Below are 23,893 nucleotides of genomic sequence, written 5' to 3'. Positions count from 1 at the left end.
TTATAAACAACCAGAAACCAATGTGGGAGCGAGCCTGCTCGCGATTGCGGTCTGCCAGTCAACAGTGATGTTGAATTTCAGGTCCTCATCGCGAGCAGGCTCGCTCCCACAGGGGTTCTTCGGTGTATCTGGATCCGGTGTTACAGGTCGCCGTAGCCCAGCGAACGCAATGCGCGCTCGTCGTCGGACCAGCCGCCTTTCACTTTCACCCACAGGTTAAGCATGATCTTGGAGTCGAACAGCAATTCCATATCCTTGCGCGCCTCGGTGCCGATGCGCTTGATGCGCTCGCCCTTGTCGCCAATGATGATTTTCTTCTGGCCGTCACGCTCGACAAGGATCAAGGCATGGATGTGCAGGGTTTTGCCCTGCTGCTTGAACTCTTCGATTTCGACGGTGATCTGGTACGGCAGCTCGGCGCCCATCTGGCGCATGATTTTCTCGCGCACCAGTTCTGCGGCGAGGAAACGGCTGCTGCGGTCGGTGATCTGGTCTTCCGGGAAGAAGTGATCGTTTTCCGGCAGGTAACCGGCAATCACCCGCTCCAGCGCTTCAAGGTTGTGCCCGTGCTGGGCCGAGATCGGCATGATCTGCGCGTTCGGCAGCTGCTCCTGCAACCAGCTCAGGTGCGGCATCAGTTCGGCTTTGTCTTCGATGCGATCGGTCTTGTTCAGCGCCACGATCAGCGGGCCGGTCACGTACTGGACGCGCTCGAGGACCATCTGGTCTTCGTCGGTCCACTTGGTGCGATCCACCACGAAGATCACCACGTCGACGTCTTTCAACGCCGCCGAGGCGGTCTTGTTCATGTAGCGGTTCAGGGCCTTTTCGCCGCCCTTGTGCATGCCCGGGGTGTCGACGTAGACGGCCTGGATGGCGCCTTCGGTCTTGATGCCCAGCATGTTATGGCGGGTGGTTTGCGGCTTGCGCGAGGTGATCGCCAGTTTCTGACCCAGGATGTGGTTCAGCAGCGTGGACTTGCCCACGTTGGGACGGCCGACGATGGCAACATAGCCACAGCGAGTTGCAGTTGAATCAGTCATTGCCATTCTCCACACCCAGGGCAATCAGTGCTGCGGCGGCCGCTACCTGTTCGGCAATACGACGACTCACACCCTGACCTCGGCTTTTTTCATTCAGTAAGGTGATTTCACATTCGACGAAGAACGTCCGGCAATGCGGCTCACCCTGGATATCCACCACTTCGTAACGCGGCAGCTCGCACCCACGCGATTGCAGGAATTCCTGCAGGCGGGTTTTTGGATCTTTGTTGGTGTCGACCAGCGTCAGGCCTTCGAACTCACCGGCCAGCCAGGCCAGCACGCGTTCGCGCGCCATGTCCATGCCAGCGTCCAGGTAGATCGCACCGATCAACGCTTCGAGGGCATCGGCCAGAATCGACTCGCGACGGAACCCGCCGCTTTTCAACTCACCGGAGCCCAGGCGCAGGTATTCGCCCAGATCGAAACCGCGGGCCAGTACGGCCAGCGTCTCACCTTTCACCAGACGTGCGCGCAAACGCGACAACTGGCCTTCACGGGCCAGCGGGAAGCGATCGAACAGCGCCTCGCCAGCGACGAAGTTGAGGATGGCATCACCGAGGAATTCCAGGCGTTCGTTGTTGCGCCCGGCAAAACTGCGGTGAGTCAGGGCCAGGACCATCAGCTCCTGATCCTTGAAGGTGTAGCCGAGCTGACGCTCTAGACGGCTTAAGGAGACGCTCACGGTTTACCCACGCTGAGTTCGTGGCTGGATTCCACCGCCATGGCCGTGATACGACGCAGGCTTGGGACAATTAACGCTGTGTTCAAAAATTACGTCCTGAATATCGTTGTTTTCATGCCTCTGGCGCCGATTGTGCCGACTCCAGAAATGCATTCGGCGCTGTGTTCAACAGCGCCGTGTGTGATTACTTGATCAGGCCAACCCGCGAGAAATTCGGCAGGTGACTGAGTTTGGGTTCCGGCCAGCTCATCCAGACTGCGAAGGCCTTGCCGACGATATTCTTGTCGGGAACCATGCCCAGCAGATCCTTGGGAATGCTCGGATCGTCCCAGTAGCGACTGTCGTTGGAGTTGTCGCGGTTGTCGCCCATCATGAAGTAGTGCCCGGCCGGCACGGTCCATGAACGGTCCGGCGATGCGCGATAGCGGCTCATCTCCTTGCGAATCAGGTGCTCGGCGACACCGAGTTTTTCCTTGTAGAGCTCGGCACTGCCCAACGTGCCCGGCTCGGAGCCGACCAGTTGTTCGGCAATCGATTCACCGTTGACGAACAGACGCTTGTCGGCGGTGTAGCGAATCTGGTCACCCGGCAGGCCCACCACACGCTTGATGTAGTTGACGTTCGGATCGCTCGGGTAGCGGAACACCATCACATCGCCGCGCTGCGGATCACCGACTTCGATGACTTTCTTGTCGATCACCGGCAAGCGGATCCCGTAAGAAAACTTGTTCACCAGAATGAAGTCGCCGACGTCCAGGGTCGGTTTCATCGAGCCGGAAGGAATCTGGAACGGCTCCACCAGGAACGAACGCAGCACCAGCACGATGAACAACACCGGGAAGAACGACTTGCCGTATTCGACCAGCAGCGGCTCTTTGTTCAGTTTCTCGACGACCACCATGTCAGCCTGGCTGACACTCCCCTGATAGGAGTTGATGGCAGCCCGGCGCCGAGGCGCCAGGAACAGCAGATCGAGCAACGCCAACAGGCCGCAGACGAACACGGCGATGACCAGCAACAGCGGGAAATTTAGTGACATAGGACCTAACTATCCAACCTGAGCACCGCAAGGAAGGCTTCTTGTGGAATTTCCACGTTGCCGACTTGCTTCATGCGTTTCTTACCGGCCTTTTGCTTTTCAAGCAGTTTTTTCTTACGGCTAACGTCACCGCCGTAGCATTTGGCCAATACGTTCTTTCTGAGTGCCTTGACGGAGGTCCGCGCAATGATCTGCCCGCCAATGGCGGCCTGGATCGCGACGTCGAACATCTGGCGCGGAATCAGTTCTTTCATTTTCTCGGTCAACTGGCGACCTTTGTAGTGCGCGTTATCCTTGTGCACGATCAGCGCCAGGGCGTCGACCTTGTCACCGTTGATCAGCACATCCAGTTTCACCAGATTAGCCGACTGGTAACGATCGAAATGATAATCCAGCGAAGCATAGCCGCGACTGGTGGACTTCAGACGGTCGAAGAAGTCGAGGACCACTTCGTTCATCGGCAAATCGTAGGTCACCTGGACCTGCGTACCGAGGAACAGCATGTCGTGCTGCACGCCACGCTTTTCGATGCACAGGGTAATGACGTTGCCCAGGTGCTCTTGCGGCACAAGAATATTGGCCCGCACGATCGGTTCACGCATGTCTTCGATCGAGGACAGGTCTGGAAGCTTCGACGGGTTATCGACGTAAATCGTTTCACCGGTTTTCAGCAACAGCTCGAAAATTACGGTCGGCGCCGTGGTGATCAGGTCCAGGTCGTACTCGCGCTCCAGGCGCTCCTGGATGATTTCCATGTGCAGCATGCCGAGGAACCCGCAACGGAAGCCAAAGCCCAGGGCGTCGGAGCTTTCCGGGGTGTACTGCAGGGACGAATCGTTGAGCGTGAGCTTTTGCAGGGCTTCACGAAAATCTTCGAAGTCGTCGGAGCTGACCGGGAACAGGCCGGCATAGACCTGCGGCTGGATACGTTTGAAGCCTGGCAGCACGTCAACGTCCGGCGTGGAGCTCAAGGTCAGGGTGTCACCGACCGGTGCACCGTGAATGTCCTTGATGCCGGCAATGATGAAGCCCACTTCGCCGGCTTTCAGGTCAACGGTGGCGGTGTGTTTCGGGTTGAAGACACCGACGCTGTCCACCAGGTGGATCTTGCCGGTGGACTTGACCAGGATCTTGTCGCCCTTCTTCACACGACCGTGACGCACGCGGACCAGGGAAACGACGCCCAGGTAGTTGTCGAACCAGGAGTCGATGATCAACGCTTGCAGCGGATCTTCGTAGTTGCCGGTCGGCGCAGGAATGGTGTGAACCAGGCGTTCGAGCACTTCGTCGACACCCAGGCCGGTCTTGGCACTGCACTCGACCGCATCGGTGGCATCGATGCCGATGATTTTTTCGATTTCTTCTTTGACGCGATCCGGATCGGCCTGTGGCAGGTCGATCTTGTTCAGGACCGGCATGACTTCAAGGCCCTGCTCGATCGCCGTGTAGCAGTTGGCTACAGACTGCGCTTCAACGCCCTGACCGGCATCGACCACCAGCAACGCGCCTTCACAGGCCGCCAGCGACCGGCTGACTTCGTAGGTGAAGTCAACGTGGCCCGGGGTGTCAATGAAGTTCAGCTGGTACTTGATGCCATCGCGGGCGGTGTAATACAGGGTGACGCTGTGGGCCTTGATGGTGATCCCGCGTTCACGTTCCAGGTCCATGGAGTCCAGCACCTGGGCTTCCATTTCGCGCTCGGCAAGGCCGCCGCACATCTGGATGAAGCGATCGGCCAGCGTCGACTTGCCATGGTCAATGTGGGCGATGATGGAGAAATTGCGGATATGACTCAAATCACTCACGGATCAACACTCAAAAAGGCTGCAGGCATAGCCCGCCGAAAAATAGCCGGGAATTGTACCTGATCCACGGCGCAAGCGTCACGTTCGCAGGTCAGACGGCACCTACAAAAACGCCCCGGTCTTGCGACAGGGGCGTTTTTTATCACCAGCGAGGTCGGGGGAACGCCCTGATCAGCCGGCTCGGCGCAACAGCCAGACACCCGCCAGGGCACAGACACCCGCCGGAACCAGCACCGCAAACAGCGGCGAAAAACCGAACACCAGGCTCGAAGGCCCCAGCAAATCCTGGACGATGCGGAAGGTGAAGCCGACCAGCACGCCAGTGAAGACCCGCTGACCAAGGGTCACCGAGCGCAATGGCCCGAAGATGAAGGAAATCGCCATCAGTACCAGCGCGGCGGTCACCAGCGGCTGTAACACCTTGACCCAAAATGCCAGCCAGTAACGGCCGTTGCTCAGGCCCTGGTCAGCCAGGTAGTGGATGTAACCCCACAGACCGCTGATCGACAGCGTGTCAGGCGACATCACCACCGTGCTCAGCAGTTGCGGACTCAAGGCAACATCCCAACGCTCTTCCGGTGCAGTGACCACTTCGGTGCTCTTTTCATGGAACAGCGTGGTGGTGACGTCGCTCAACTGCCAGTGATCCTGATCGAACTTCGCCCGCTTGGCGAAGCTGGACGACAGCATATGACGCTCATTGTCGAAACGATAACGGGTGACGCCGTACAGCAGACCGTTCGGCTGCACAGAGTTGACGTGAATGAACTCGTCACCCTGGCGATGCCACAAGCCATGCTTGGCGCTCTGTGCATCGCCGCCACCCTGAGCCAGGGAACGGTTGGCCTGAGCGGTGACTTCGGTGGCCGGCGCGACGTACTCGCCGATCAGCACCCCCACCACCATCAGCACCAGCATCGGCTTCATGACGGCCCAGACGATCCGGCCGACCGACACACCGGCGGCGCGCATGATCGTCAGTTCGCTGTGGCTGGCCAGGCTACCAAGGCCGATCAGGCAACCGATCAGTGCCGCCATCGGCAACATGTCGTACAAACGACGGGGCGCGGTCAGCAAGACGTAGCTCAAGACGTCCACCAAGGTGTAGGTGTCGCTGACCTCACTCATCTCATCGATGAAGGCAAACAGGGTCGCCAGGCCAAGGATAATCCCCAGCACCGCCAGGATGGCTACGAATACGCTGCTACCAATGTAGCGATCGAGCTTAACCACGAGCCACCTCCAGCGCACTGCGGCGACTCGCCATCTTCAAGCGCAACGGCTCCCAGTAGAGCAAGCCCAGGCCAATGGCCAGGAAGATGCCGTGAACCCACCACAACCCCAGCGCCGGCGGGATCTTGCCTTTTTCGAGGGCGCCGCGCGCGGCAATCAGGATGCTCAGGTAAGCCATATAAAGAAGAATCGCCGGCAGCAGCTTGAGGAAACGGCCTTGACGTGGATTGACCCGCGACAGCGGCACCGCCATCAAGGTCACGATGAACACCAGCAACGGCAGGGACAGACGCCATTGCAGTTCAGTGCGCGAACGAATGTCATCGCTGCCGATCAAGGAACGGGTGGTCATTGCATCGCGGTCGGTGACTTCGTCGCTGACGTCCGGCTTGGGCAGCAATACGCCGTATTCCTCGTACTTGATCGCCCGGTAGTCGGCCTGCCCCGGGTTACCGTCGTAGCGATAGCCATTGTCGAGAATCAGGTAGCGATTGCCGTCAGGGCGGATTTCCTGACGACCCTTCTCGGCCACCAGCACGGAGATCCCGCGATCCTTCTTATCGGACGAGATGTTCTTTTGCGAAATGAACACGCCACCGAGGTTGATGCGATCATCCGACAGCGTTTCGGTGTAGGTCACCCGAGTCCCGTCACGTAGCGCCTGGAAGCGACCCGGCTCAAGGGTATCGAACTCGGTCAGCGCATCCTGCTTGTTCAGCAGCAACTGGAACTGATTGGCACCTTGTGGCGCCAGGCTCAGACTCAGCCAGGCCACGACCAGCGCAACCAGCGTGGCCGGAAACAGCGTCATGGCAAACAGACGTTGCTGGCTCATGCCGGTGGCCGACAACACGGTCATTTCGCTTTCAAGGTACAGGCGACCGTAGGCCAGCAGGATCCCGAGAAACAGGCCCAACGGCAGGATCAGTTGCAGGAAACCTGGCAGACGAAAGCCCATGATCAGGAACAGGGAGCCCGGATCCAGCAGGCCCGAGGCCGCCTGGGCAAGGTATTTGATGAAGCGCCCACTCATGATGATGACCAGCAGCACGGCGCTGACGGCGCTCAAGGTCAACAGGACTTCGCGGGACAGATAACGGAAGACAATCAAACCAGACACTCCAGGGTTGTCAGGCTAAGGCGGCCAAACAAGCAAACGTATCAGACAGCCCGCAGGGCAGAGCCGCCGAAAAAGTTGGCGCATTATCCTGTGATTGAGTGCGCCTGTCACTGCGCATGCTCAAGCAGGCGGGTAATGCGTTGAAGATCGTACAACCGAGGGTTGTCAGGCGCAGGGAGCGAGGTTCAAACTGCGGCCTTTGTCGCGGGCCGTGACCTGCGTCTTTCTATCTATAAGCAAGCGTCTGTGCGCCGCCGTTTTGCCCGCGCACGTTGACCATTCATTCAGGGACCCGGACATGGAACTGGTTGTAAAGAGCGTTAGCCCAGAAACGTTGAAGACCGCCACTCTGGTGGTCGCCGTCGGCGAAGGCCGCAAGCTCGGCGCCGCTGCCAGACAACTCGACGAACTGAGCGGCGGCGCCCTCAGCGCTGTACTCAAGCGCGGCGACCTGGCCGGCAAAGTCGGCCAGAGCCTGCTGCTGCACAGCCTGCCGAACCTCAAGGCCGAACGCGTTCTGCTGGTCGGCGTGGGCAAGGACGAAGAGCTGGGCGACCGCCCGTTCCGTAAAATCATCGCCGGCGTCCTCAATACCCTTAAAGGCCTGGGCGGCACCGACGCCGTTCTGGCGCTGGACGAAATCGTGGTCAAGGGCCGCGACAGCTACGGCAAGACCCGCCTGCTGGCCGAAACCCTGGTGGATGGCGAATACACCTTCGACCAGTTCAAGAGCCAGAAAGCCGAACCTCGCTCCCTGAAGAAAATCACCCTGGTGACCATCAAGGCTGCACAGGCCGAAGTCGAGCGCGCCGTGGCCCACGCCACTGCGATTGCCAACGGCATGGCGTTCACCCGCAACCTGGGCAACCTGCCGCCGAACATCTGCCACCCGACTTTCCTTGGCGAACAAGCCAAGAACCTGGGCAAGGAATTCAAGACCCTGAAAGTCGAAGTCCTCGATGAGAAGAAGATCAAGGACCTGGGCATGGGCTCGTTCTACGCCGTGGGCCAGGGCAGCGCCCAGCCACCGCGCCTGATCGTCATGCAATACAACGGCGGCAAGAAATCCGAGAAACCTTACGCACTGGTCGGCAAAGGCATCACGTTCGACACCGGCGGCATCAGCCTCAAGCCTGGCTTGGGCATGGATGAAATGAAGTACGACATGGGCGGCGCAGCCAGCGTGTTCGGCACCCTGCGTGCCGTGCTCGAGCTGAAACTGCCGATCAACCTGGTGTGCATCCTGGCGTGCGCCGAGAACATGCCGAGCGGCAATGCTTCGCGCCCGGGCGACATCGTCACCACCATGAGCGGCCAGACCGTGGAAATCCTCAACACCGACGCCGAAGGCCGTCTGGTGCTGTGCGATGCCCTGACCTACTCCGAGCGCTTCAAGCCGCAAGCCGTGATCGACATCGCGACCCTGACCGGCGCTTGCGTCGTTGCACTGGGCGCGCACACCTCCGGCCTGCTGGGCAACAACGACGAGCTGATCGGCCAACTGTTGAGCGCCGGCAAGGCCGCCGACGACCGCGCCTGGCAACTGCCGCTGTTCGATGAGTACCAAGAGCAGCTGGACAGCCCGTTCGCCGACATCGCCAACATTGGCGGCCCGAAAGCCGGCACCATCACCGCCGCCTGCTTCCTGTCGCGCTTCACCAAGAACCTGAACTGGGCGCACCTGGACATCGCCGGCACCGCATGGACCAGCGGCGGCAAGGACAAGGGCGCCACTGGCCGTCCGGTTCCGTTGCTGACCCAATACCTGCTGGACCGCGCCAAAGCCTGAAACCGATGACCTCGGGCTGCGTTGCTTTCGAGTGACGCAGCCCCGGGCTCAGGAACCGCAATGACCAAAGTCGACTTCTATGTCCTGCCCAGCGCCGATCCATCGGCACGGCTGGATTTCGCCTGCAAGCTCACCGAAAAAGCCTGGCGCATGGGCCACCGCATTTACCTGCATTGCAGCGATGCCGCCCAACGCGAGGATCTCGACGCGCGTTTGTGGGCCTTCAAGGGCGAAAGCTTCGTGCCTCACGGTCCTGCCGAAAGCGAGCCGGATAGCTTGATTGTCCTGGGTCTTGGCGATGACTGCGGTCCGCATCAGGATCTGCTGGTCAACCTTGCCCTGAAAGTCCCGGCCTTTGCCAGCAAGTTCGCCCGTGTAGCGGAAGTGGTGGTGGAGGATCCGACGATTCGAGCGGCCGCGCGGGAGAGTTTCCGTTTCTATCGCGAACAGGGCTATCCTCTGCAAGATCACCGTTTACAGCGACTCTGAGCATTCCGATGGACACTCCAAAACCGCAACAAAAGTCCGCGCACCTGCTGGATGACCTCGAGTCAATCCGCCAATTGCTCGGCGATGACAACCTGCAACCGCCGCTGCTGACCGACACGGTCATCGAAGGTGACCAGGAACAGATTCCCATGCTGTTCGACTCCGTCAGCGCTGCGCCGCAGACCGTCGAACCGACACCGCCCGCCCCTGCCGCGCAACCGGCACCTGCGGCCAGCAAAGGCCCCGACGCCTTGCTGCACCTGGACAGCGAACTGCGTGCGGCAGCGCTGTTGATCATGCAAGACGTGATCGACGACTTCGCACCGCATATCGAAACCGAGATCAAGCGCCGACTGGATGCGCGGATGGAACGGTTGCTCAGCCAGTACGAATAACACTGAGTCGAGCGGGCGTCTGTGGCGAGGGAGCTTGCTCCCGCTCGGTTGCAAAGCAACCGCAAAACCTGAACACACGGTGTACCTGACACACCTGACTTGCTGTTATCGGGGCCGCTTCGCGCCCCAGCGGGAGCAAGCTCCCTCGCCACAGGATCATTCCACATTTGATCTGCGCCCGGTCTGCCCCTGCTCGCCCTCTGCCCCATGCCCCGCTATACTTGCCGGCTTTTCCTGAATAAATGCCAATAGGGTCCCGCCGCGCATGGATAAGACCTACCAGCCGCACGCCATTGAAACTTCCTGGTACAACACTTGGGAGTCAGAGAATTACTTCGCCCCGCAAGGCGCGGGCGAGTCCTACACCATCATGATCCCGCCGCCGAACGTCACCGGCAGCCTGCACATGGGTCACGGCTTCAACAACGCGATCATGGACGCCCTGATCCGTTTCCGCCGCATGCAGGGTCGCAACACCCTGTGGCAGCCGGGTACTGACCACGCCGGTATCGCCACGCAGATGCTGGTGGAACGCCAACTCGAAGCCCAGGGCCAGAATCGTCACGATCTGGGCCGGGAAAAATTCCTCGAGAAAGTCTGGGAGTGGAAGGATCAGTCCGGCGGCAACATCAGCCGTCAGATCCGCCGCCTCGGCTCGTCCGTCGACTGGAGCCGCGAGCGCTTCACCATGGACGACGGCCTCTCGGAAGCCGTTAAAGAAGCGTTCGTGCGTTTGCACGAAGACGGCCTGATCTATCGCGGCAAGCGCCTGGTCAACTGGGACACCAAGTTGCACACGGCGATTTCCGACCTCGAAGTGGAAAACCACGACGAGAAAGGTTTCCTGTGGAACCTGAAATACCCGCTGGCCGATGGCGCCAAGACGGCCGAAGGCAAGGACTACCTGATCGTCGCGACCACTCGCCCGGAAACCATGCTCGGCGACGCCGCCGTCGCGGTTAACCCGAACGACGAACGCTACCAGGCCCTGATCGGTAAATTTGTCGAGTTGCCGCTGGTCGGCCGCCGCATCCCGATCATCGCCGACGATTACTGCGATCCTGAATTCGGCACCGGTTGCGTGAAAATCACCCCGGCCCACGATTTCAACGACTACGAAGTCGGCAAGCGCCACAACCTGCCGCTGCTGAACATCTTCGACAAGAACGCCGCCGTACTGCCGGCCTGTCAGGTGTTCAACCTCGACGGCACGCTCAACGAAAGCATCGACGGCACGCTTCCGGCCGAATACGCCGGTCTGGACCGTTTCGAAGCGCGCAAGCAGATTGTGGCCGCCTTCGATGCCGCCGGCTTGCTGGTCAGCGTCGACGATCATGCCCTGAAAGTGCCGAAAGGCGACCGCTCCGGCACCATCATCGAGCCGTGGCTGACCGACCAGTGGTACGTCTCTACAAAGCCATTGGCCGAGCCGGCCATCGCTGCGGTTGAAGACGGCCGCATTCAGTTCGTGCCGAAACAATACGAAAACATGTACTTCTCGTGGATGCGCGACATCCAGGATTGGTGCATTAGCCGTCAGCTGTGGTGGGGCCACCGGATTCCGGCCTGGTACGACGAGTCGGGCAAGGTCTATGTCGGTCGCGACGAAGCCGAAGTGCGTGCCAAGAACAACCTCGGCCCGGACGTTGCGCTGCAACAGGACAACGACGTTCTGGATACCTGGTTCAGTTCGGGCCTGTGGACTTTCTCCACGCTCGGCTGGCCGGAGCAGACCGAATTCCTGAAGAAATTCCACTCCACCGACGTGCTGGTGACCGGTTTCGACATCATTTTCTTCTGGGTCGCCCGGATGATCATGCTCACCATGCACCTGGTGAAGAACGAAGACGGTACGCCGCAGGTTCCGTTCAAGACCGTTTATGTTCACGGTCTGGTCCGCGATGGCCAGGGCCAGAAGATGTCCAAGTCCAAGGGCAACGTCCTGGACCCGCTGGACATCATCGACGGTATCGAGCTCGAAGAGCTGGTGCAGAAACGCACCTCCGGCATGATGCAGCCGAAACTGGCGAAAAAGATCGAGAAGCAGACCCGCGAAGAGTTCGCCGACGGCATCGCCAGCTACGGCACCGACGCCCTGCGCTTCACTTTCTGCTCGCTGGCGTCCACCGGTCGCGACATCAAGTTCGACATGGGCCGCGTAGAAGGCTATCGCAACTTCTGCAACAAGATCTGGAACGCCGCGCGTTATGTTCTGGACAAGGGCGAAGACTGCGGCCAGAACGGCGAGGCTTACGAACTGTCGCTGGCGGACCGCTGGATTATCTCGCAGCTGCAACGCACTGAAGCCGAAGTAACCCGTCAGCTCGACCAGTTCCGCTTCGACCTGGCCGCACAAGCCTTGTACGAGTTCATCTGGAACCAGTATTGCGACTGGTACCTGGAACTGTCCAAGCCTGTGCTGTGGGACGAAAACGCCCCGGTCGAACGTCAGCGCGGCACCCGCCGCACCCTGGTTCGGGTGCTGGAAGTTGCCCTGCGCCTGGCGCACCCGTTCATGCCGTTCATCACCGAAGAAATCTGGCAGCGCGTCGCGCCGCTGGCCGGTATCGAAGGCAAGACGATCATGCTGCAACCTTGGCCCGTGGCCAATGAAGCGCGCATCGATCAAGGTGCCGAAGATGACATCGAGTGGCTGAAGACGCTGATGCTCGGCACGCGCAACATTCGCGCCGAGATGAACATCGGCCCGGGCAAGCCGCTGAACCTGTTCCTGAAGAACGTCAGCGCCGAAGACCAGCGTCGTCTCACCGAGAACGAAGCCCTGCTGAAGAAGCTGGCTCGCCTCGAATCGATCACGGTGTTGGCTGCCGGCGAAGAAGCACCGCTGTCCGCCACCGCACTGGTGGGCGAGATGGAAGTGCTGGTGCCGATGGCCGGCCTGATCGACAAGGACGCCGAACTGGCACGCCTGGACAAGGAAATCCTGCGTCTGCAGGGCGAAGTTCAGCGGGTGGGCGGCAAGCTGTCCAATGCCGGTTTCGTTGACAAGGCTCCGGCCGAAGTCATCGAGAAAGAACGCGCCAAACTGGCTGAGGCTGAACAGGCTTTGGGCAAGTTGGCCGAGCAACATGCGCGGATTGCCAGCCTGTAACGGTCAATCGCGATGAAAAAGGGAGGCCAAGCGGCCTCCCTTTTTTATGCCCGCCACATTCCCCCCATACACCGCAAACCGCTTCCTGTAGGAGCGAGGCTTGCCCGCGAAGGGGCCGTCATGTCTGGCATTGAGGTGGCAGACAGATCGCTTTCGCGGGCAAGCCTCGCTCCTACAGGATCCCCACGCGGCTATCGACTGTGGGACAATACCCGCCACTTTTAGCCATACCCGAATCGACCACGCCCATGAACGCCCCCCGCACTCCAAGACCTGCGCGCAAGAAGCCCGACACCGCGACACCGGCCAAAGCCGTTGAGCCGCGCGAAAAGGCCAGCCTGCACCCGCGCAACCGCCATCAGGGTCGCTACGACTTCCCGGCGCTGATCAAAACCACGCCGGAACTGGCGAAGTTCGTGATCATCAACCCCTATGGCAAGGAAAGCATCGACTTCGCCAGCCCGGATGCGGTGCGGGTGTTCAACCGGGCGCTGCTCAAGTCGTTCTACGGTATCGCCCATTGGGATATCCCGGCCGATTACCTCTGCCCACCGGTTCCGGGCCGTGCCGATTACGTGCACTTCCTGGCCGACCTGCTCGCCAGCGTCAACGACGGCGAAATCCCTCGTGGCGCACCGGTCAAAGTGCTCGATATCGGCATGGGCGCCAACTGCGTCTATCCGTTGATCGGCTACAGCGACTACCGCTGGCACTTCCTCGGTTCGGAAATCGACCCGACTGCGGTGGCTGCGGCCAAAGCCATCGTGCAATCCAACGGACTGAACAAAGCCATCCAGTTGCGTCAGCAAAGCAATCCCAAGCACATTCTGCTGGGCTTGCTGGAACCCGGCGAACGCTTTGACCTGACCATGTGCAACCCGCCGTTCCATGCTTCGATGGACGAAGCGACCAAAGGCAGCGAGCGTAAATGGCGCGCTTTGGGCCGCGCCGATCCTAAACGCAAACTGCCGGTGCTGAACTTTGGCGGTCAATCGGCAGAATTGTGGTGTGAGGGTGGCGAAGCACGGTTTGTGACACAACTGATCGCCGAGAGTGCGCACTTCCAGCACAAGGTCTTGTGGTTCAGCACGTTGGTGTCGAAGGCTTCTAACCTGCCTTCGATCCAGACGGCGCTGAAAAAGGCCGGTGTTCTGGAAAGCCAGGTCGTGGAAATGTCCCAGGGGCAGAAGCAAAGCCGCTTCGTCGCCTGGACCTTCCAGACCAAGTCCGAGCAGCAGGTCTGGCGCGAACGTTGGGCTCGCAAGAGCTGAGTCACTGACCACCGCAGATCAACTGTAGGAGTGAGCCTGCTCGCGATAGCGGCGTGTCAGTTAACGATGATGTCGACTGATGCAGCGCCATCGCGAGCAGGCTCACTCCTACATGGGGTTAGTGGTGTTTTCAGGTCAGCCACTGAATCACAGACACAAAAAAGCCGTGCCCGGATTGCTCCGGAGCACGGCTTTTTTTACTGCGTCTTACTTGTTAACAGCGTCGGTCAGGCCTTTGGCCACAACCAGCTTGATAACTTTCTTGGCAGCGATTTCGATGGCAGCGCCAGTCGAAGGGTTACGGCCGGTACGGGCTGGACGCTCAGTCACTTTCAGTTTGCCGATACCTGGCAGAGTGATTTCGCCGCCGTTTTCCAGCTGATCGGCAACGATTTGGCCCAGTTGGTCCAGAGCGTTACGCGCGGTGGTTTTTGGCGCGTCGATAGCTTCAGCGATGTCGGCGATCAGTTGGTCTTTAGTAAGAGCCATGTAGTGTTCCTTCCCTATCAAATTCATATGGATTGCAGAGTGCAGTGTCAGCCATCGAGCCCGATCTTCTGGATCTGGCACCCTCGGCCAATAACCACTGGATCGGGGTTATAGATACCGAAATCAGGGTTTGGTTCGACCTGACAAATGCTGAATGCACGCTTAACGCAGTGACTTCGCGTAAGACGGGGCAAAACTAGCACAGAGACGGGGAAATATCCGCCTCTAGCTACCCATTTGGTCAGCTTTATTGCTCTAAAACGGGAAAAAACTGCATAAGGGCAGTCGCACGGCTGCGAATTACCCTACGAACCGCGCCAAAACCAGTGGTTGCGGTACACTTGGCACTTTTTGGGGGAGCACGCCCTCCTCTCTTCAATCAGCCGAGAAGCCCATGCCGATCCGTCATTGCATCGTCCACCTGATCGACAAAAAACCCGACGGCACACCTGCAGTTCTCCACGCCCGCGACTCGGAACTGGCCGAATCGAGCGCCATCGAGAACATGCTTGCCGACCTCAACGAGAGCTACAACGCCAAACAAGGCAAAGCCTGGGGATTCTTCCATGCCGAGTCCGGGGCGCATCCGTTCAGCGGCTGGCTGAAGGAGTACCTCGAGGGCGGCAAGGATTTCACGGCGTTCAGCCGGGTGGCGGTGGAACACCTGCAAAAGCTGATGGAAGAGTCGAACCTCTCCGTGGGCGGCCACGTGTTGTTCGCGCATTACCAGCAGGGCATGACCGATTACCTGGCGATCGCCCTGTTGCACCACAGCGAAGGCGTTGCAGTGACCGATCAGCTGGACGTGACCCCGTCCCGTCACCTGGATCTGGGCCAGTTGCACCTGGCCGCGCGGATCAACGTGTCCGAGTGGCAGAACAACAAGCAGTCCAAGCAGTACATTTCATTCATCAAAGGCAAGAACGGGAAAAAGGTGTCGGAGTATTTCCGCGACTTTATCGGTTGCCAGGAAGGCGTCGACGGCCCCGGCGAAACCCGTACCTTGCTCAAGGCCTTCAGTGATTTCGTTGAAAGCGAAGATTTGCCGGAAGAATCCGCCCGCGAGAAAACCAAGACCCTGGTCGATTACGCCAGCAGCCAGGCCAAGCTCGGCGAACCGATGGGCCTGGAAGAACTCTCCGAACTGATCGACGAAGAGCGCCCGAAAGCCTTCTACGATCACATCCGCAACAAGGATTACGGCTTGTCTCCGGAGATCCCGGCGGATAAACGCACGTTGAACCAGTTCCGCCGCTTCACCGGCCGCGCCGAGGGCCTGTCCATCAGCTTCGAAGCGCACCTGCTGGGCTCGAAGATCGAATACGACGAAGAGGCCGGCACACTGATTATCAAGGGCCTGCCCACTCAGCTGACCGATCAGCTGAAGCGACGCAACTGATGCTGAACGGCGTGCTGAAGAAATTCCTGCTGATCCTGCTGGTGGTCGTGGTTTACCAGAACTGGGGCAAGATCGAGCGGGTGTTCAGTCCCAGCCAAGTGGTGTCCGAGCAGACCCAGGCCAAGGCCAACGTCGTGCTCTACGCGACCGAATGGTGTGGCTACTGCAAACTGACCCGACGCTTTCTCGATCAGAAAGGCATTCCGTACAAGGAATTCGATATCGAAAAGGATGCCGAGGCACGCAAGGCATATGAAGCGCTGGGTGGACGCGGGATTCCGCTGATCGATGTGAACGGGACGTTGATTCGCGGGTATGACCCGGATGAAATCCTCGCCGCGTTGAAGTAACCCATTGGCTCACTCAACCCCTGTGGCAAGGGGGCGGCGTTCCGACGAACCCCTCGCCACAGGTCGGTGTATCAGTGTTTTTCGAGGCGGAACCCAAACCGCGGAAAGTGCACATGCACCACTCCGGCCCGCTCGTCTTCACGACGCAGAATCAATTCCTCTCTGCCCGCAAACAACAACTCACCCGCCACCGGATCAACGCCGTAATCCGTTGCCGCGATGACCACCTGCTGGCCAGGCTCAAACCCGTTCGGCTCATCGAACTGCTCGTCCGGTAACGCGGCGGGTGTGGCATTACGCGCAACGTCCAGCGCGGCCTCGGATGTCATCTCGCTGAACGCGCCATGCCCGAACCCCATCACGCGACCCAACCACGCCGACACCGCCGGATATGCATCAACCAACGGCGAGGTCACGGGCGTGGCCTTGAGGAACCACATCGGATGGGCCAGCGCGAAGTCGGCAATCGATGGCTCGCCGAACAGAAAGTCGCCCTGCTCGCGCTCAAGCTGCTGCTCCAGGCGCGCCATGATTGTCGGCCATTGATGCCGGGCTTGCTCGGCGGACAACTTTGTCGCGCTGCCACCACTGAAGAGTCCGGCGCGATCAGCCAGAAACGCCTTGATCGCTTCCGGTGGCAGATTGCCGAAACGCACCGCGATCGATTCCGGTTGAAACACCAGGCTCACGGCATGCTGGAATACCACCGAATCGGCCCAGGCGGCGAACGTCGCGGCGATCATTTCCTGGCCTTCCGGGAAGAAGGCCGGCAAGGCTTTCTCCTGCTCCAGTCGACGGGCGATCAGCGATGTGTCGCAGTAAATATCCGCGCCAACCTGCAGCACTGGCGTCTTGCGGTAGCCACCGGTCAGGGCGGTCAGATCAGGTTTTGGCATGACCGGCGCGATCTTTACCGAGCGCCAGGACAACCCCTTGAAACCCAGCAGCAAGCGGGCCTTTTCGGCGAAAGGGGACGTCGGGTAATGATGAAGAATCAACTCGGACATGCTCGGCTCCGCCGCACGGATTAGGAATCCGCAGCTTAGCGCGCAATTCGGGAGCAGCCTACAGGTCTGCCTGATGGGCACTTATCAGTCAGGTTGATAAGCCCGCGGCGGCGCTTGCGACCAGACATTCCTTGGCACTTTTCCTGAGTTTTTTGATCAAGCGTTCCTGACGCAAGGCTTCGCTTTTGTCGCGGCAGACTTCTGTGTAGACCAAGGCAACGGCAGGGCTGGAGAGGAAGAAGCGTGCGCCCTTGCCACTTTGGTGAGTAGCGAAGCGGCGCACAGGATCGTCGCTGATCCCGCAGTACAGCGAACCATTGGCCGCGCGAACGAGGTAGACGAACCAGAGTTTACTCACCGGTGTGTCGGCGTCGGCGGGGATTTCGCTGAGGGTAGTCACGTCACGATCAAGGCTTGAAAGGAAACAAGCCGCGATCTTATCAGCGACTGGCCTGGAATGCCTTCAGCCCCTTCAACGCCTGAGCGCGAACGGCATTTCTTACCGCCGGAGTCCAGCCCAGCAGCAGGCCTTTGAAACCCAGCGCCTGGCGCGACCAGGCCCACATATCGAAGCTGTCATGGTGCTCGCAGATCTTGCCGTCACGAAACACGAACTGCGCCTGAATATCATTGACCACCGTGTTGCCGGTCTGGCTGAACAGATAGGTCGCGACCCAATGCGCGCCGCCCGTGCGGTCCTCGGCGCGAACGTTGTCGAACGTCAGGGAAAAATCCTTCGCCCGAGTCGTGAGCATGCGCCACATGTCCCCGGCATCGCGTCCGCGCAATTCGCCGAATGCCGGATCGCTGAACAGCACATCGTCGGTATAGCAGGCGCTCATGGCCTCGGCATCCAGCCGCTGGAAGGCTTGGTAGAACTGGGTGATCAATGCGCGGTTGGCTTCACTCATGGGCAGGCTCCGGACGTTTGAAGGATTGCCTGCACGATAGTCAACAAATGCGCGGAACACTATCGGCATTCGTGGCGGGAATACCCTGGGGTGCGCTGTCGCCTAGTGCACCATGCCGTTGTCCCGGGCGTAAGCGAAGAGATCCACATCCGTGGAAATGCCCAGCCGCTGCATGGCCATGCTTTTTTGTTTACTGATGGTCGACACACTGCGTTTGAAATAGCTCGCGATCTCACTGACGGTCATGCCGCTGGCGAGCATTCTCACCACTTCATGTTCTTTGGCCGACAGCGAAGGGGAATGCGAATGAGCCTCGACGTCTGCCTGAGCCAGCGCGGTACGCAAGGACTCGCTGATGAAACGCCGCCCTTCACCCACTGATTTGATTGCCAGAGGGAGCTCCGTCGCCGAGGCATCCTTGGCCACGATCGCCATCACGCCTTGCGCGAATGCCACCCTGAGCGTCGCAACGTTGGCAAACATGGTGACCAGAATGATCGGCGTCGAAGCGTAGTGACGTCGAACCGTGCTCAGCATCTTCAGTCCGTCGGCCTGTTGGTTGCCCGGCATGGAGAAGTCCGTGATCAACAGATCGCACGGCGTGGTCGAGAGCAGGCTCAACAGGCTGTCCGGGCCATCGGCCTCACCCACGATCACACACGTCCGGCTTAGATCGATGAGCATCCGTAACCCGATGCGGACGACAGGATGGTCGTCAGCAATAATTACGCGCATTGTCGGATTTATCCTGTGTGGTGACTGGAATACGCGAAAAGTAACGCCGTCCTATTCCGACCACAACGACCAATCTCGACCGCTCAACCACCGTCCTCAACGGATCCGGGCCCCTGTCCTTTCTCTGATAAAACAAAAGGAACCGCCCTACGTTTTAAAGCTACGCAGCTCACACCAAAAGACTACAGACAACAGGTCGAACGATGACGATCTGTAGCCCGCCCTGACCTTTCATACACTCGCCCCGCCTTTTTCGTATTAGTTGCATTTCGTCCGGCGACCTCGACCGATAGATTGCGCCCTGCCCGCTCCGGGCAACTCCTCAATCATCTTTCATCAAGGAAGCGTCGACGCATGAACAAATACATAACCCTCCTGACGGCTACTTTGCTGCTGACTGGCGCATCGTCCGTTATTGCAGCCTCCAGCACGGACCTGACCGTGAAGGGTCTGATCACGCCAAATGCATGCACACCAGCACTGGCCGGCGGCGGTATTGCCGATCACGGCAAGTTTTCCGTACAAGACCTCAATCCCGACAAGCACACTTACTTGCCTGAAATAATCATGCAAATGACAGTGAACTGCGATGCGGCTACGCCGTTTGCGATCAGCCCGATTGATAACCGTGCAGGCACAGGCACGTCGGGCAATTACTTTGGTCTGGGGCTGATCAATACCCACGAAAAGCTGGGCCACTTTCGCGTTGCTCCGCGCAATGTGATGGCGGACGCCACCCAAGCTCAAGCCATTCTCTCCACTGATGGCGGCAAGACCTGGCTTAAGGAAGGGTCGACAGCATTCTGGGGGTCGACAACATCTGGAGTGTCGGTGCTCAGGGGACCGTCATTGCTCCCATCGCGATGAAGGAGTTGAGCCTTGATCTGTATGTGCGTACCGGCATCGCCCCCACCAACGGCCTGACCCTGACCGACGAAGTGACGCTCGACGGCTCCGCAACCCTACAGATCAAGTACCTGTAACCCTCCGTCATCAACGAGCAACGCCCGGCCCACGGCAATGCCCGCTCACTCAAAGGACGAACCATCATGGAAAGATGCTCCCTCGCTCGATTGGCGCCCCTGTTGCTCATCTGTGCCCCCGCAGCCCTGGCCGCCAGCAGCACCGAGCTGAGCGTCACCGGCCTGATTACACCCGGCGCCTGCACGCCCAGCCTGTCCGGCGGCGGCATCGTCGACCACGGCAAAGTGACGGTGAAAGATCTGAGACCTGACCAGCCCACGGCCCTGGAAAACGGCACGCTGTATCTGGAGGTGAATTGTGATGCCGCCACGCGGTTTACCCTGACGACGATCGACAATCGCGAAGGCTCTTCCGTCTTTCACCCTAACAGTCACGGGCTGGGCGTCGTCAATGACGACCAAAACCTGGGCAGTGTTGCGTTCGGCCTGTTCGATACGGTGGCCGATGGGGCGGCGGTGAAAACCATCATGTCCTTGAACGACGGTGCCTCCTGGCGAGTGTCTTCCTACCTGGGACACGCCGGCCGGACAGCGTTCGCGGCGTTGAACGACCTGGGTACACCGATCGCCATCAAGAATTTGCGCGCGCGGCTCACGGCGTTTACCACCATCGTTCGCGCGAACGACCTGACGCTGACCGACGAAATCCCCATCGACGGGCATGTCACCGTGCAGCTGAATTATCGATAGGCCGGTAATCCAGGCTCCTTTTTTAAAACTTTCAACGAGACACGTCATGACGATGTTTTCCAGTGTCACCCGTCATCTGTTCCATTCGGGCATCGGCGCATTCGCCCTGCTGCTGACCGCACACGCCCAGGCCGACGGCATGGTGCCGAACACTTCGGTGGTCATCGTCAACGAGGCTGACGGCGAAGCGTCCGTGTCGGTGACCAACACCGATGCCAACCTGGCGTTGATGCACGTCACCCTCGAAGACATTGCCGAAGACAGCGAATCGCTGGTGTTCGTGACGCCCCCCCTGGCGCGCGTCGAAGCGGGCAAAACCCAATTAGTGCGGTTCATTCTGCAAACGGACAAACCGCTGCTCACTCAGCGCTTGAAGCGGGTGATCTTCGAAGGCATCCCCCAAGGCAAAGCGCCTGCCGAGGCAGGTCAGGCCCGTGTCGGCGTGACGGTGCGCCAGAACTTGCCGGTGATCCTGCACCCCAAAGGCCTGGCGCCCAATCGCACGCCGTGGACCGACCTGCAATGGTCGCTGAAAGACGGTCAATTGACCGTGCGCAACGACACGCCTTACGTGGTGCGTCTGGGCCAGGAAGTGCAATTGTTACCGGCCGCGGGCAACGCGATGCTGCCGAAAACCTACGTGCTGCCCGGTGAGCACATCAGCATCAAGGTGCCCGAAGGCGCCGCCACGCAGGTGCGTTTTCAACCGGCGACGGTCTACGGCTTTGCCGTGCCGCATTACGAGGCGCCCATCCAGTCCTGAACCACCCTGACGGCGTCATCAAGGAACGATGAGCGCCCATGTTTCAAGGCGACGGCCCCCAGGCCGTCGACACAGGCGTGCCTGTAACCGCACGCCGCAATAACCCAAGTGATCCTGATGAACACAGTATCGAATTACCGTGATGGCGAAGCCGTGCCCGTTATTCGCGACGGCGCTCGCCCTCATCCATGGCAGCGAACCATATTGGCGGTGCTGCTGAGCAACGCGCTGATGATGCTCGATGCCTATGGTGAGGTGTCGATGCCAGCATCGTTCGACAAAGACACGTTACGGCAGCGCGGCATCGATCCGGCGCTGGCGACGCTGCTGATGCAGGCGCCGCAGTTCACGGCCGGCCGCCACCCGGTCACGCTCACCGTCAACGGCCAGCGTCATGGCCGGGTCGACGTCACGTTCGATCGCGAAGGGGCGTTGTGCTTCGATCGCACGCTGCTCGATGCGGCGAACCTTACGGTGCCCGCGCTTACGCTGGACGATGGCCCATGCCACGACTTTCTAGGCCGCGCGCCGCAGACCGTCATCGAACCGAATCCCGCTGGCCTGGCCCTGTCGCTGATCGTGCCCACCGATGCGATACGCCCCACTGCCCGGGATTTTTCCGGCTATCAAACCGGTGGTGTCGCCGGCTTGATCAACTACGACGTCACCGGTTTGCACAGCCGTTCCGGCGACAGCACCAGCCGCTACGCCTCGGCCAATACCGAACTCGGCTTCAATGCCGGTGACTGGATCGTGCGCAGCCGCCAGGTGCAGACCTGGCAGGACGACGTGTCCACAACGACTCATATTGCGGCCTACGCCCAGCGGACTTTCGCCAGCCAGGAAGCGGTGTTGCAGGCGGGTCAGATCAACCTCTACAACCCGGTGCTCGCCGGTGCGCAGATCACCGGCGTGCAAGTGCTGAATGAACATGCCCTGCAGGTCGAAGGGCAAAGCGCGGTCATTGAAGGGATCGCCAACAGTCAGGCCCAGGTCGAGGTCCGGCAAAACGGTTCGCTGATCCATTCCACGGTGGTACCCGCCGGCCCGTTCGTGCTCACCAACGTGCGGCGGCTCAACACGCGTTCCGACGTGGAAGTCACGATCAAGGAGACCGATGGCAGCGAGCGCCGTTTTACCGTGCCGGCCGCGATGTTGGGGGTCAGTTTGCCAGCGCCCGGTTATTCGCTGGGCGCCGGTCAGGTGCGCAGTGTCGGTGACGCTCAGGGAGGCGATCCATGGGTCATCAGCGGCGGCTGGAGCGGTGCGCTCGCCCCGCAACTATTGCTCAGCGCCGGCCTCACCGGCGCCGCCGACTATCGCGCGGCGGGTGCCAGCGTCGGCCTGTTGCCCTCGCCTTTCACTCAGGTGCAAGCCACGCTGACCGGCGCGGACGCCAGCGGCAGACACGCCAGCCAGGGGCTTCAAGCCGACCTGAGCATCTCGCATCGGTTGAACGAGCAGTGGGCGCTCAGTGCCGGCAGTTCTTACCGAACCCTGGGCTACCGGGAACTGGAGGAGGCGGTGTTCGCCAACACGTCCGACAACAGCCAGTCACGTTACCGCGATCAGCAAAGCGCGGCCCTGTCATGGTCGCATCCATGGCTCGGCGCCTTCAGCAGCGGCTTCAGCCGGTCCAGTTCGTTCGACGGCCAAAGCAGCAGCCGCGCCCTCGCATCCTGGGGCACCAGCATCGCGGGCGTATCCGTCTCGGCGACCGCCGAATGGCAGCTCAGCGGTTCGAACGGCAACGATGACAGCATCTACCTGAACCTCAGCATTCCCCTGGGCGAGAACCGCCGGGCACGCAGCTGGGTGCGCCGTTCCGCCGGCGAATACCGCAGCGGCGTGGGCTTGAGTGAACGGGTCAACGATCAGCTGGGTTACCGGGTTGGCGTCGAACACGACACGCGCGACAAACAGGTGCAATCCACGGCCGGCGTGTCGCTGCTGCCGCGCTACACCCAGCTCGATCTCAATTACACCCGCGCCGATGCCGAGCGCTCCAGCTATCAGGCCAGCGCTCGCGGTGGTGCCGTGCTGCATGGCGGTGGCGTGACGCTGTCGCCGTACCCGGTGAGCGACACCTTTGCGTTGCTGTCGGTCGGTGACATGGGCTCCATCAAAGTGTCGACGCCCAGCGGTCCGGTGTGGACCGACTGGCAAGGTCAGGCGGTGATCCCGCAAGTGACGGCTTATGGCAAAAGCCCGGTGGAAGTCGACACCAAAACCCTGCCGCGCAACGCCGACATTCACAACGGGCTGGCGGTGATTTCGGCCGGTCGCGGCGCCGTCGACAACGTTGAATTCGGCATCACGATGACCCGCCGGGCCTTACTCAAGGCCACCACCGCCAACGGCGCGCCCCTGCCGCGCGGTGCCTCCGTGAACACCGAGGATGGCGAGTTCGTGACCCTGGTGCAGGACGGCGGCCTGGTGTTCTTGCCCAACGCGCTCGACCGCCGTGCGTTGTGGATCAGCGCGCCGGAGCTGGAGCGCTGCGAACTGCGCTTCGAGCTGCCCACCGACGCCGACGCCGACGCGTACTACGAAACCGCCCCCGCCAAGTGCCGAGCCCTCTGAGGATG

At 60.3% G+C, this 23,893-nt stretch carries 22 protein-coding genes; 11 read left to right on the top strand and 11 right to left on the bottom strand.

The features are described from left to right. Positions 1–140: 140 nt before the first annotated feature. The 6 genes from era to lptF all read right to left on the bottom strand — a co-directional run bounded on the left by era (position 141) and on the right by lptF (position 6,913). A complete protein-coding gene (era, locus tag HP062_RS26505; RefSeq protein WP_010463054.1) occupies positions 141–1,043 on the bottom strand; it encodes a GTPase Era in 903 nt (300 codons plus the stop codon). Next, positions 1,036–1,725, bottom strand: a complete 690-nt coding sequence (gene rnc / locus HP062_RS26500; RefSeq protein WP_010463056.1) for a ribonuclease III — start codon at positions 1,723–1,725, stop codon at positions 1,036–1,038. Before rnc ends, era begins: the two co-directional genes overlap by 8 nt. A gap of 184 nt (positions 1,726–1,909) precedes the next feature. Beyond that, positions 1,910–2,764 (bottom strand): signal peptidase I, encoded by an 855-nt coding sequence (lepB, locus tag HP062_RS26495; RefSeq protein WP_010463058.1) that lies wholly within the window; start codon positions 2,762–2,764, stop codon positions 1,910–1,912. 5 nt (positions 2,765–2,769) lie between these two features. Continuing rightward, positions 2,770–4,569: a translation elongation factor 4 gene (lepA, locus tag HP062_RS26490; RefSeq protein ID WP_042932348.1), complete on the bottom strand. Its 1,800-nt coding sequence runs from the start codon at positions 4,567–4,569 to the stop codon at positions 2,770–2,772. A 171-nt stretch (positions 4,570–4,740) separates the two neighbouring features. Then, positions 4,741–5,802 (bottom strand): LPS export ABC transporter permease LptG, encoded by a 1,062-nt coding sequence (gene lptG, locus HP062_RS26485; protein ID WP_172792300.1) that lies wholly within the window; start codon positions 5,800–5,802, stop codon positions 4,741–4,743. Then, positions 5,795–6,913 carry an LPS export ABC transporter permease LptF gene (gene lptF, locus HP062_RS26480; protein ID WP_010463065.1) on the bottom strand — a complete coding sequence of 373 codons (1,119 nt, stop codon included), beginning with the start codon at positions 6,911–6,913 and terminating at the stop codon, positions 5,795–5,797. The genes lptG and lptF overlap by 8 nt, the downstream gene beginning before the upstream one ends. Before the next feature lie 307 nt (positions 6,914–7,220). Between lptF and HP062_RS26475 the strand changes: the two genes are divergently transcribed. The 5 genes from HP062_RS26475 to rlmF all read left to right on the top strand — a co-directional run bounded on the left by HP062_RS26475 (position 7,221) and on the right by rlmF (position 13,978). Then, positions 7,221–8,711: a leucyl aminopeptidase gene (locus tag HP062_RS26475; RefSeq protein WP_154503203.1), complete on the top strand. Its 1,491-nt coding sequence runs from the start codon at positions 7,221–7,223 to the stop codon at positions 8,709–8,711. 60 nt (positions 8,712–8,771) lie between these two features. Continuing rightward, positions 8,772–9,200: a DNA polymerase III subunit chi gene (locus tag HP062_RS26470; protein ID WP_102593949.1), complete on the top strand. Its 429-nt coding sequence runs from the start codon at positions 8,772–8,774 to the stop codon at positions 9,198–9,200. Between the two features lie 8 nt (positions 9,201–9,208). Further along, positions 9,209–9,595 carry a hypothetical protein gene (locus HP062_RS26465; RefSeq protein ID WP_010463070.1) on the top strand — a complete coding sequence of 129 codons (387 nt, stop codon included), beginning with the start codon at positions 9,209–9,211 and terminating at the stop codon, positions 9,593–9,595. 265 nt (positions 9,596–9,860) lie between these two features. Further along, positions 9,861–12,707 (top strand): valine--tRNA ligase, encoded by a 2,847-nt coding sequence (locus tag HP062_RS26460; protein WP_010463073.1) that lies wholly within the window; start codon positions 9,861–9,863, stop codon positions 12,705–12,707. Between the two features lie 248 nt (positions 12,708–12,955). Beyond that, on the top strand, positions 12,956–13,978 hold the full coding sequence (gene rlmF, locus HP062_RS26455; RefSeq protein ID WP_010463074.1) for a 23S rRNA (adenine(1618)-N(6))-methyltransferase RlmF: 1,023 nt from the start codon (positions 12,956–12,958) through the stop codon (positions 13,976–13,978). Between the two features lie 207 nt (positions 13,979–14,185). Here rlmF and HP062_RS26450 read toward each other — a convergent pair whose 3' ends face one another. Further along, positions 14,186–14,467 (bottom strand): HU family DNA-binding protein, encoded by a 282-nt coding sequence (locus HP062_RS26450; protein ID WP_007905514.1) that lies wholly within the window; start codon positions 14,465–14,467, stop codon positions 14,186–14,188. A gap of 394 nt (positions 14,468–14,861) precedes the next feature. Here HP062_RS26450 and yejK point away from each other — a divergent pair, with 394 nt between their 5' ends. Together yejK and HP062_RS26440 are read left to right on the top strand one after the other, a co-directional pair. Beyond that, positions 14,862–15,866, top strand: a complete 1,005-nt coding sequence (gene yejK / locus HP062_RS26445; protein WP_010463075.1) for a nucleoid-associated protein YejK — start codon at positions 14,862–14,864, stop codon at positions 15,864–15,866. Then, on the top strand, positions 15,866–16,216 hold the full coding sequence (locus HP062_RS26440; RefSeq protein WP_010463076.1) for a glutaredoxin family protein: 351 nt from the start codon (positions 15,866–15,868) through the stop codon (positions 16,214–16,216). The genes yejK and HP062_RS26440 overlap by 1 nt, the downstream gene beginning before the upstream one ends. A 71-nt stretch (positions 16,217–16,287) precedes the next feature. On the opposite strand, the gene HP062_RS26435 is transcribed toward HP062_RS26440, so the two are convergent. The 4 genes from HP062_RS26435 to HP062_RS26420 form a co-directional block, all read right to left on the bottom strand. Next, positions 16,288–17,223 (bottom strand): glutathione S-transferase family protein, encoded by a 936-nt coding sequence (locus HP062_RS26435; protein WP_172792299.1) that lies wholly within the window; start codon positions 17,221–17,223, stop codon positions 16,288–16,290. Between the two features lie 88 nt (positions 17,224–17,311). Beyond that, positions 17,312–17,623, bottom strand: coding sequence for a GIY-YIG nuclease family protein (locus HP062_RS26430; protein WP_172792298.1), 312 nt, complete (start codon positions 17,621–17,623; stop codon positions 17,312–17,314). A 40-nt stretch (positions 17,624–17,663) separates the two neighbouring features. Further along, the gene (locus HP062_RS26425; RefSeq protein WP_172792297.1) at positions 17,664–18,134 is read right to left on the bottom strand and encodes a nuclear transport factor 2 family protein; all 471 of its coding nucleotides are present in this window, start codon (positions 18,132–18,134) and stop codon (positions 17,664–17,666) included. Between the two features lie 102 nt (positions 18,135–18,236). Beyond that, entirely contained in the window at positions 18,237–18,869 is a 633-nt protein-coding gene (locus HP062_RS26420) for a response regulator transcription factor (protein WP_077748275.1), read from the bottom strand. A gap of 354 nt (positions 18,870–19,223) precedes the next feature. Between HP062_RS26420 and HP062_RS26415 the strand changes: the two genes are divergently transcribed. The 4 genes from HP062_RS26415 to HP062_RS26400 all read left to right on the top strand — a co-directional run bounded on the left by HP062_RS26415 (position 19,224) and on the right by HP062_RS26400 (position 23,888). Further along, complete coding sequence (locus tag HP062_RS26415) at positions 19,224–19,736, top strand: DUF1120 domain-containing protein (protein ID WP_256665998.1); 513 nt, start codon at positions 19,224–19,226, stop codon at positions 19,734–19,736. A gap of 182 nt (positions 19,737–19,918) precedes the next feature. Further along, positions 19,919–20,542, top strand: coding sequence for a DUF1120 domain-containing protein (locus tag HP062_RS26410; RefSeq protein ID WP_010463082.1), 624 nt, complete (start codon positions 19,919–19,921; stop codon positions 20,540–20,542). A 46-nt stretch (positions 20,543–20,588) separates the two neighbouring features. After that, positions 20,589–21,305: a fimbria/pilus chaperone family protein gene (locus HP062_RS26405; RefSeq protein ID WP_010463083.1), complete on the top strand. Its 717-nt coding sequence runs from the start codon at positions 20,589–20,591 to the stop codon at positions 21,303–21,305. 117 nt (positions 21,306–21,422) lie between these two features. Then, positions 21,423–23,888, top strand: coding sequence for a fimbria/pilus outer membrane usher protein (locus tag HP062_RS26400; protein WP_172792296.1), 2,466 nt, complete (start codon positions 21,423–21,425; stop codon positions 23,886–23,888). Positions 23,889–23,893 lie beyond the last annotated feature (5 nt).

The organism is Pseudomonas sp. B14-6 (assembly GCF_013260315.1).
Lineage (GTDB): Bacteria > Pseudomonadota > Gammaproteobacteria > Pseudomonadales > Pseudomonadaceae > Aquipseudomonas > Aquipseudomonas mandelii.
This window is presented reverse-complemented; position numbering and strand designations above follow the sequence as displayed.

Excerpts from the sequence above, each read along its gene's own strand:
- HP062_RS26460 (WP_010463073.1), top strand. The coding sequence starts at position 9,861 with ATGGATAAGACCTACCAGCCGCACGCCATTGAAACTTCCTGGTACAAC.
- HP062_RS26440 (WP_010463076.1), top strand. The coding sequence starts at position 15,866 with ATGCTGAACGGCGTGCTGAAGAAATTCCTGCTGATCCTGCTGGTGGTC.
- HP062_RS26435 (WP_172792299.1), bottom strand. The coding sequence starts at position 17,223 with ATGTCCGAGTTGATTCTTCATCATTACCCGACGTCCCCTTTCGCCGAA.
- era (WP_010463054.1), bottom strand. The coding sequence starts at position 1,043 with ATGACTGATTCAACTGCAACTCGCTGTGGCTATGTTGCCATCGTCGGC.
- HP062_RS26425 (WP_172792297.1), bottom strand. The coding sequence starts at position 18,134 with ATGAGTGAAGCCAACCGCGCATTGATCACCCAGTTCTACCAAGCCTTC.
- HP062_RS26420 (WP_077748275.1), bottom strand. The coding sequence starts at position 18,869 with ATGCGCGTAATTATTGCTGACGACCATCCTGTCGTCCGCATCGGGTTA.
- yejK (WP_010463075.1), top strand. The coding sequence starts at position 14,862 with ATGCCGATCCGTCATTGCATCGTCCACCTGATCGACAAAAAACCCGAC.
- HP062_RS26405 (WP_010463083.1), top strand. The coding sequence starts at position 20,589 with ATGACGATGTTTTCCAGTGTCACCCGTCATCTGTTCCATTCGGGCATC.
- HP062_RS26470 (WP_102593949.1), top strand. The coding sequence starts at position 8,772 with ATGACCAAAGTCGACTTCTATGTCCTGCCCAGCGCCGATCCATCGGCA.
- rlmF (WP_010463074.1), top strand. The coding sequence starts at position 12,956 with ATGAACGCCCCCCGCACTCCAAGACCTGCGCGCAAGAAGCCCGACACC.
- HP062_RS26410 (WP_010463082.1), top strand. The coding sequence starts at position 19,919 with ATGGAAAGATGCTCCCTCGCTCGATTGGCGCCCCTGTTGCTCATCTGT.
- lepB (WP_010463058.1), bottom strand. The coding sequence starts at position 2,764 with ATGTCACTAAATTTCCCGCTGTTGCTGGTCATCGCCGTGTTCGTCTGC.
- HP062_RS26465 (WP_010463070.1), top strand. The coding sequence starts at position 9,209 with ATGGACACTCCAAAACCGCAACAAAAGTCCGCGCACCTGCTGGATGAC.
- HP062_RS26400 (WP_172792296.1), top strand. The coding sequence starts at position 21,423 with ATGAACACAGTATCGAATTACCGTGATGGCGAAGCCGTGCCCGTTATT.
- HP062_RS26450 (WP_007905514.1), bottom strand. The coding sequence starts at position 14,467 with ATGGCTCTTACTAAAGACCAACTGATCGCCGACATCGCTGAAGCTATC.
- HP062_RS26475 (WP_154503203.1), top strand. The coding sequence starts at position 7,221 with ATGGAACTGGTTGTAAAGAGCGTTAGCCCAGAAACGTTGAAGACCGCC.
- HP062_RS26415 (WP_256665998.1), top strand. The coding sequence starts at position 19,224 with ATGAACAAATACATAACCCTCCTGACGGCTACTTTGCTGCTGACTGGC.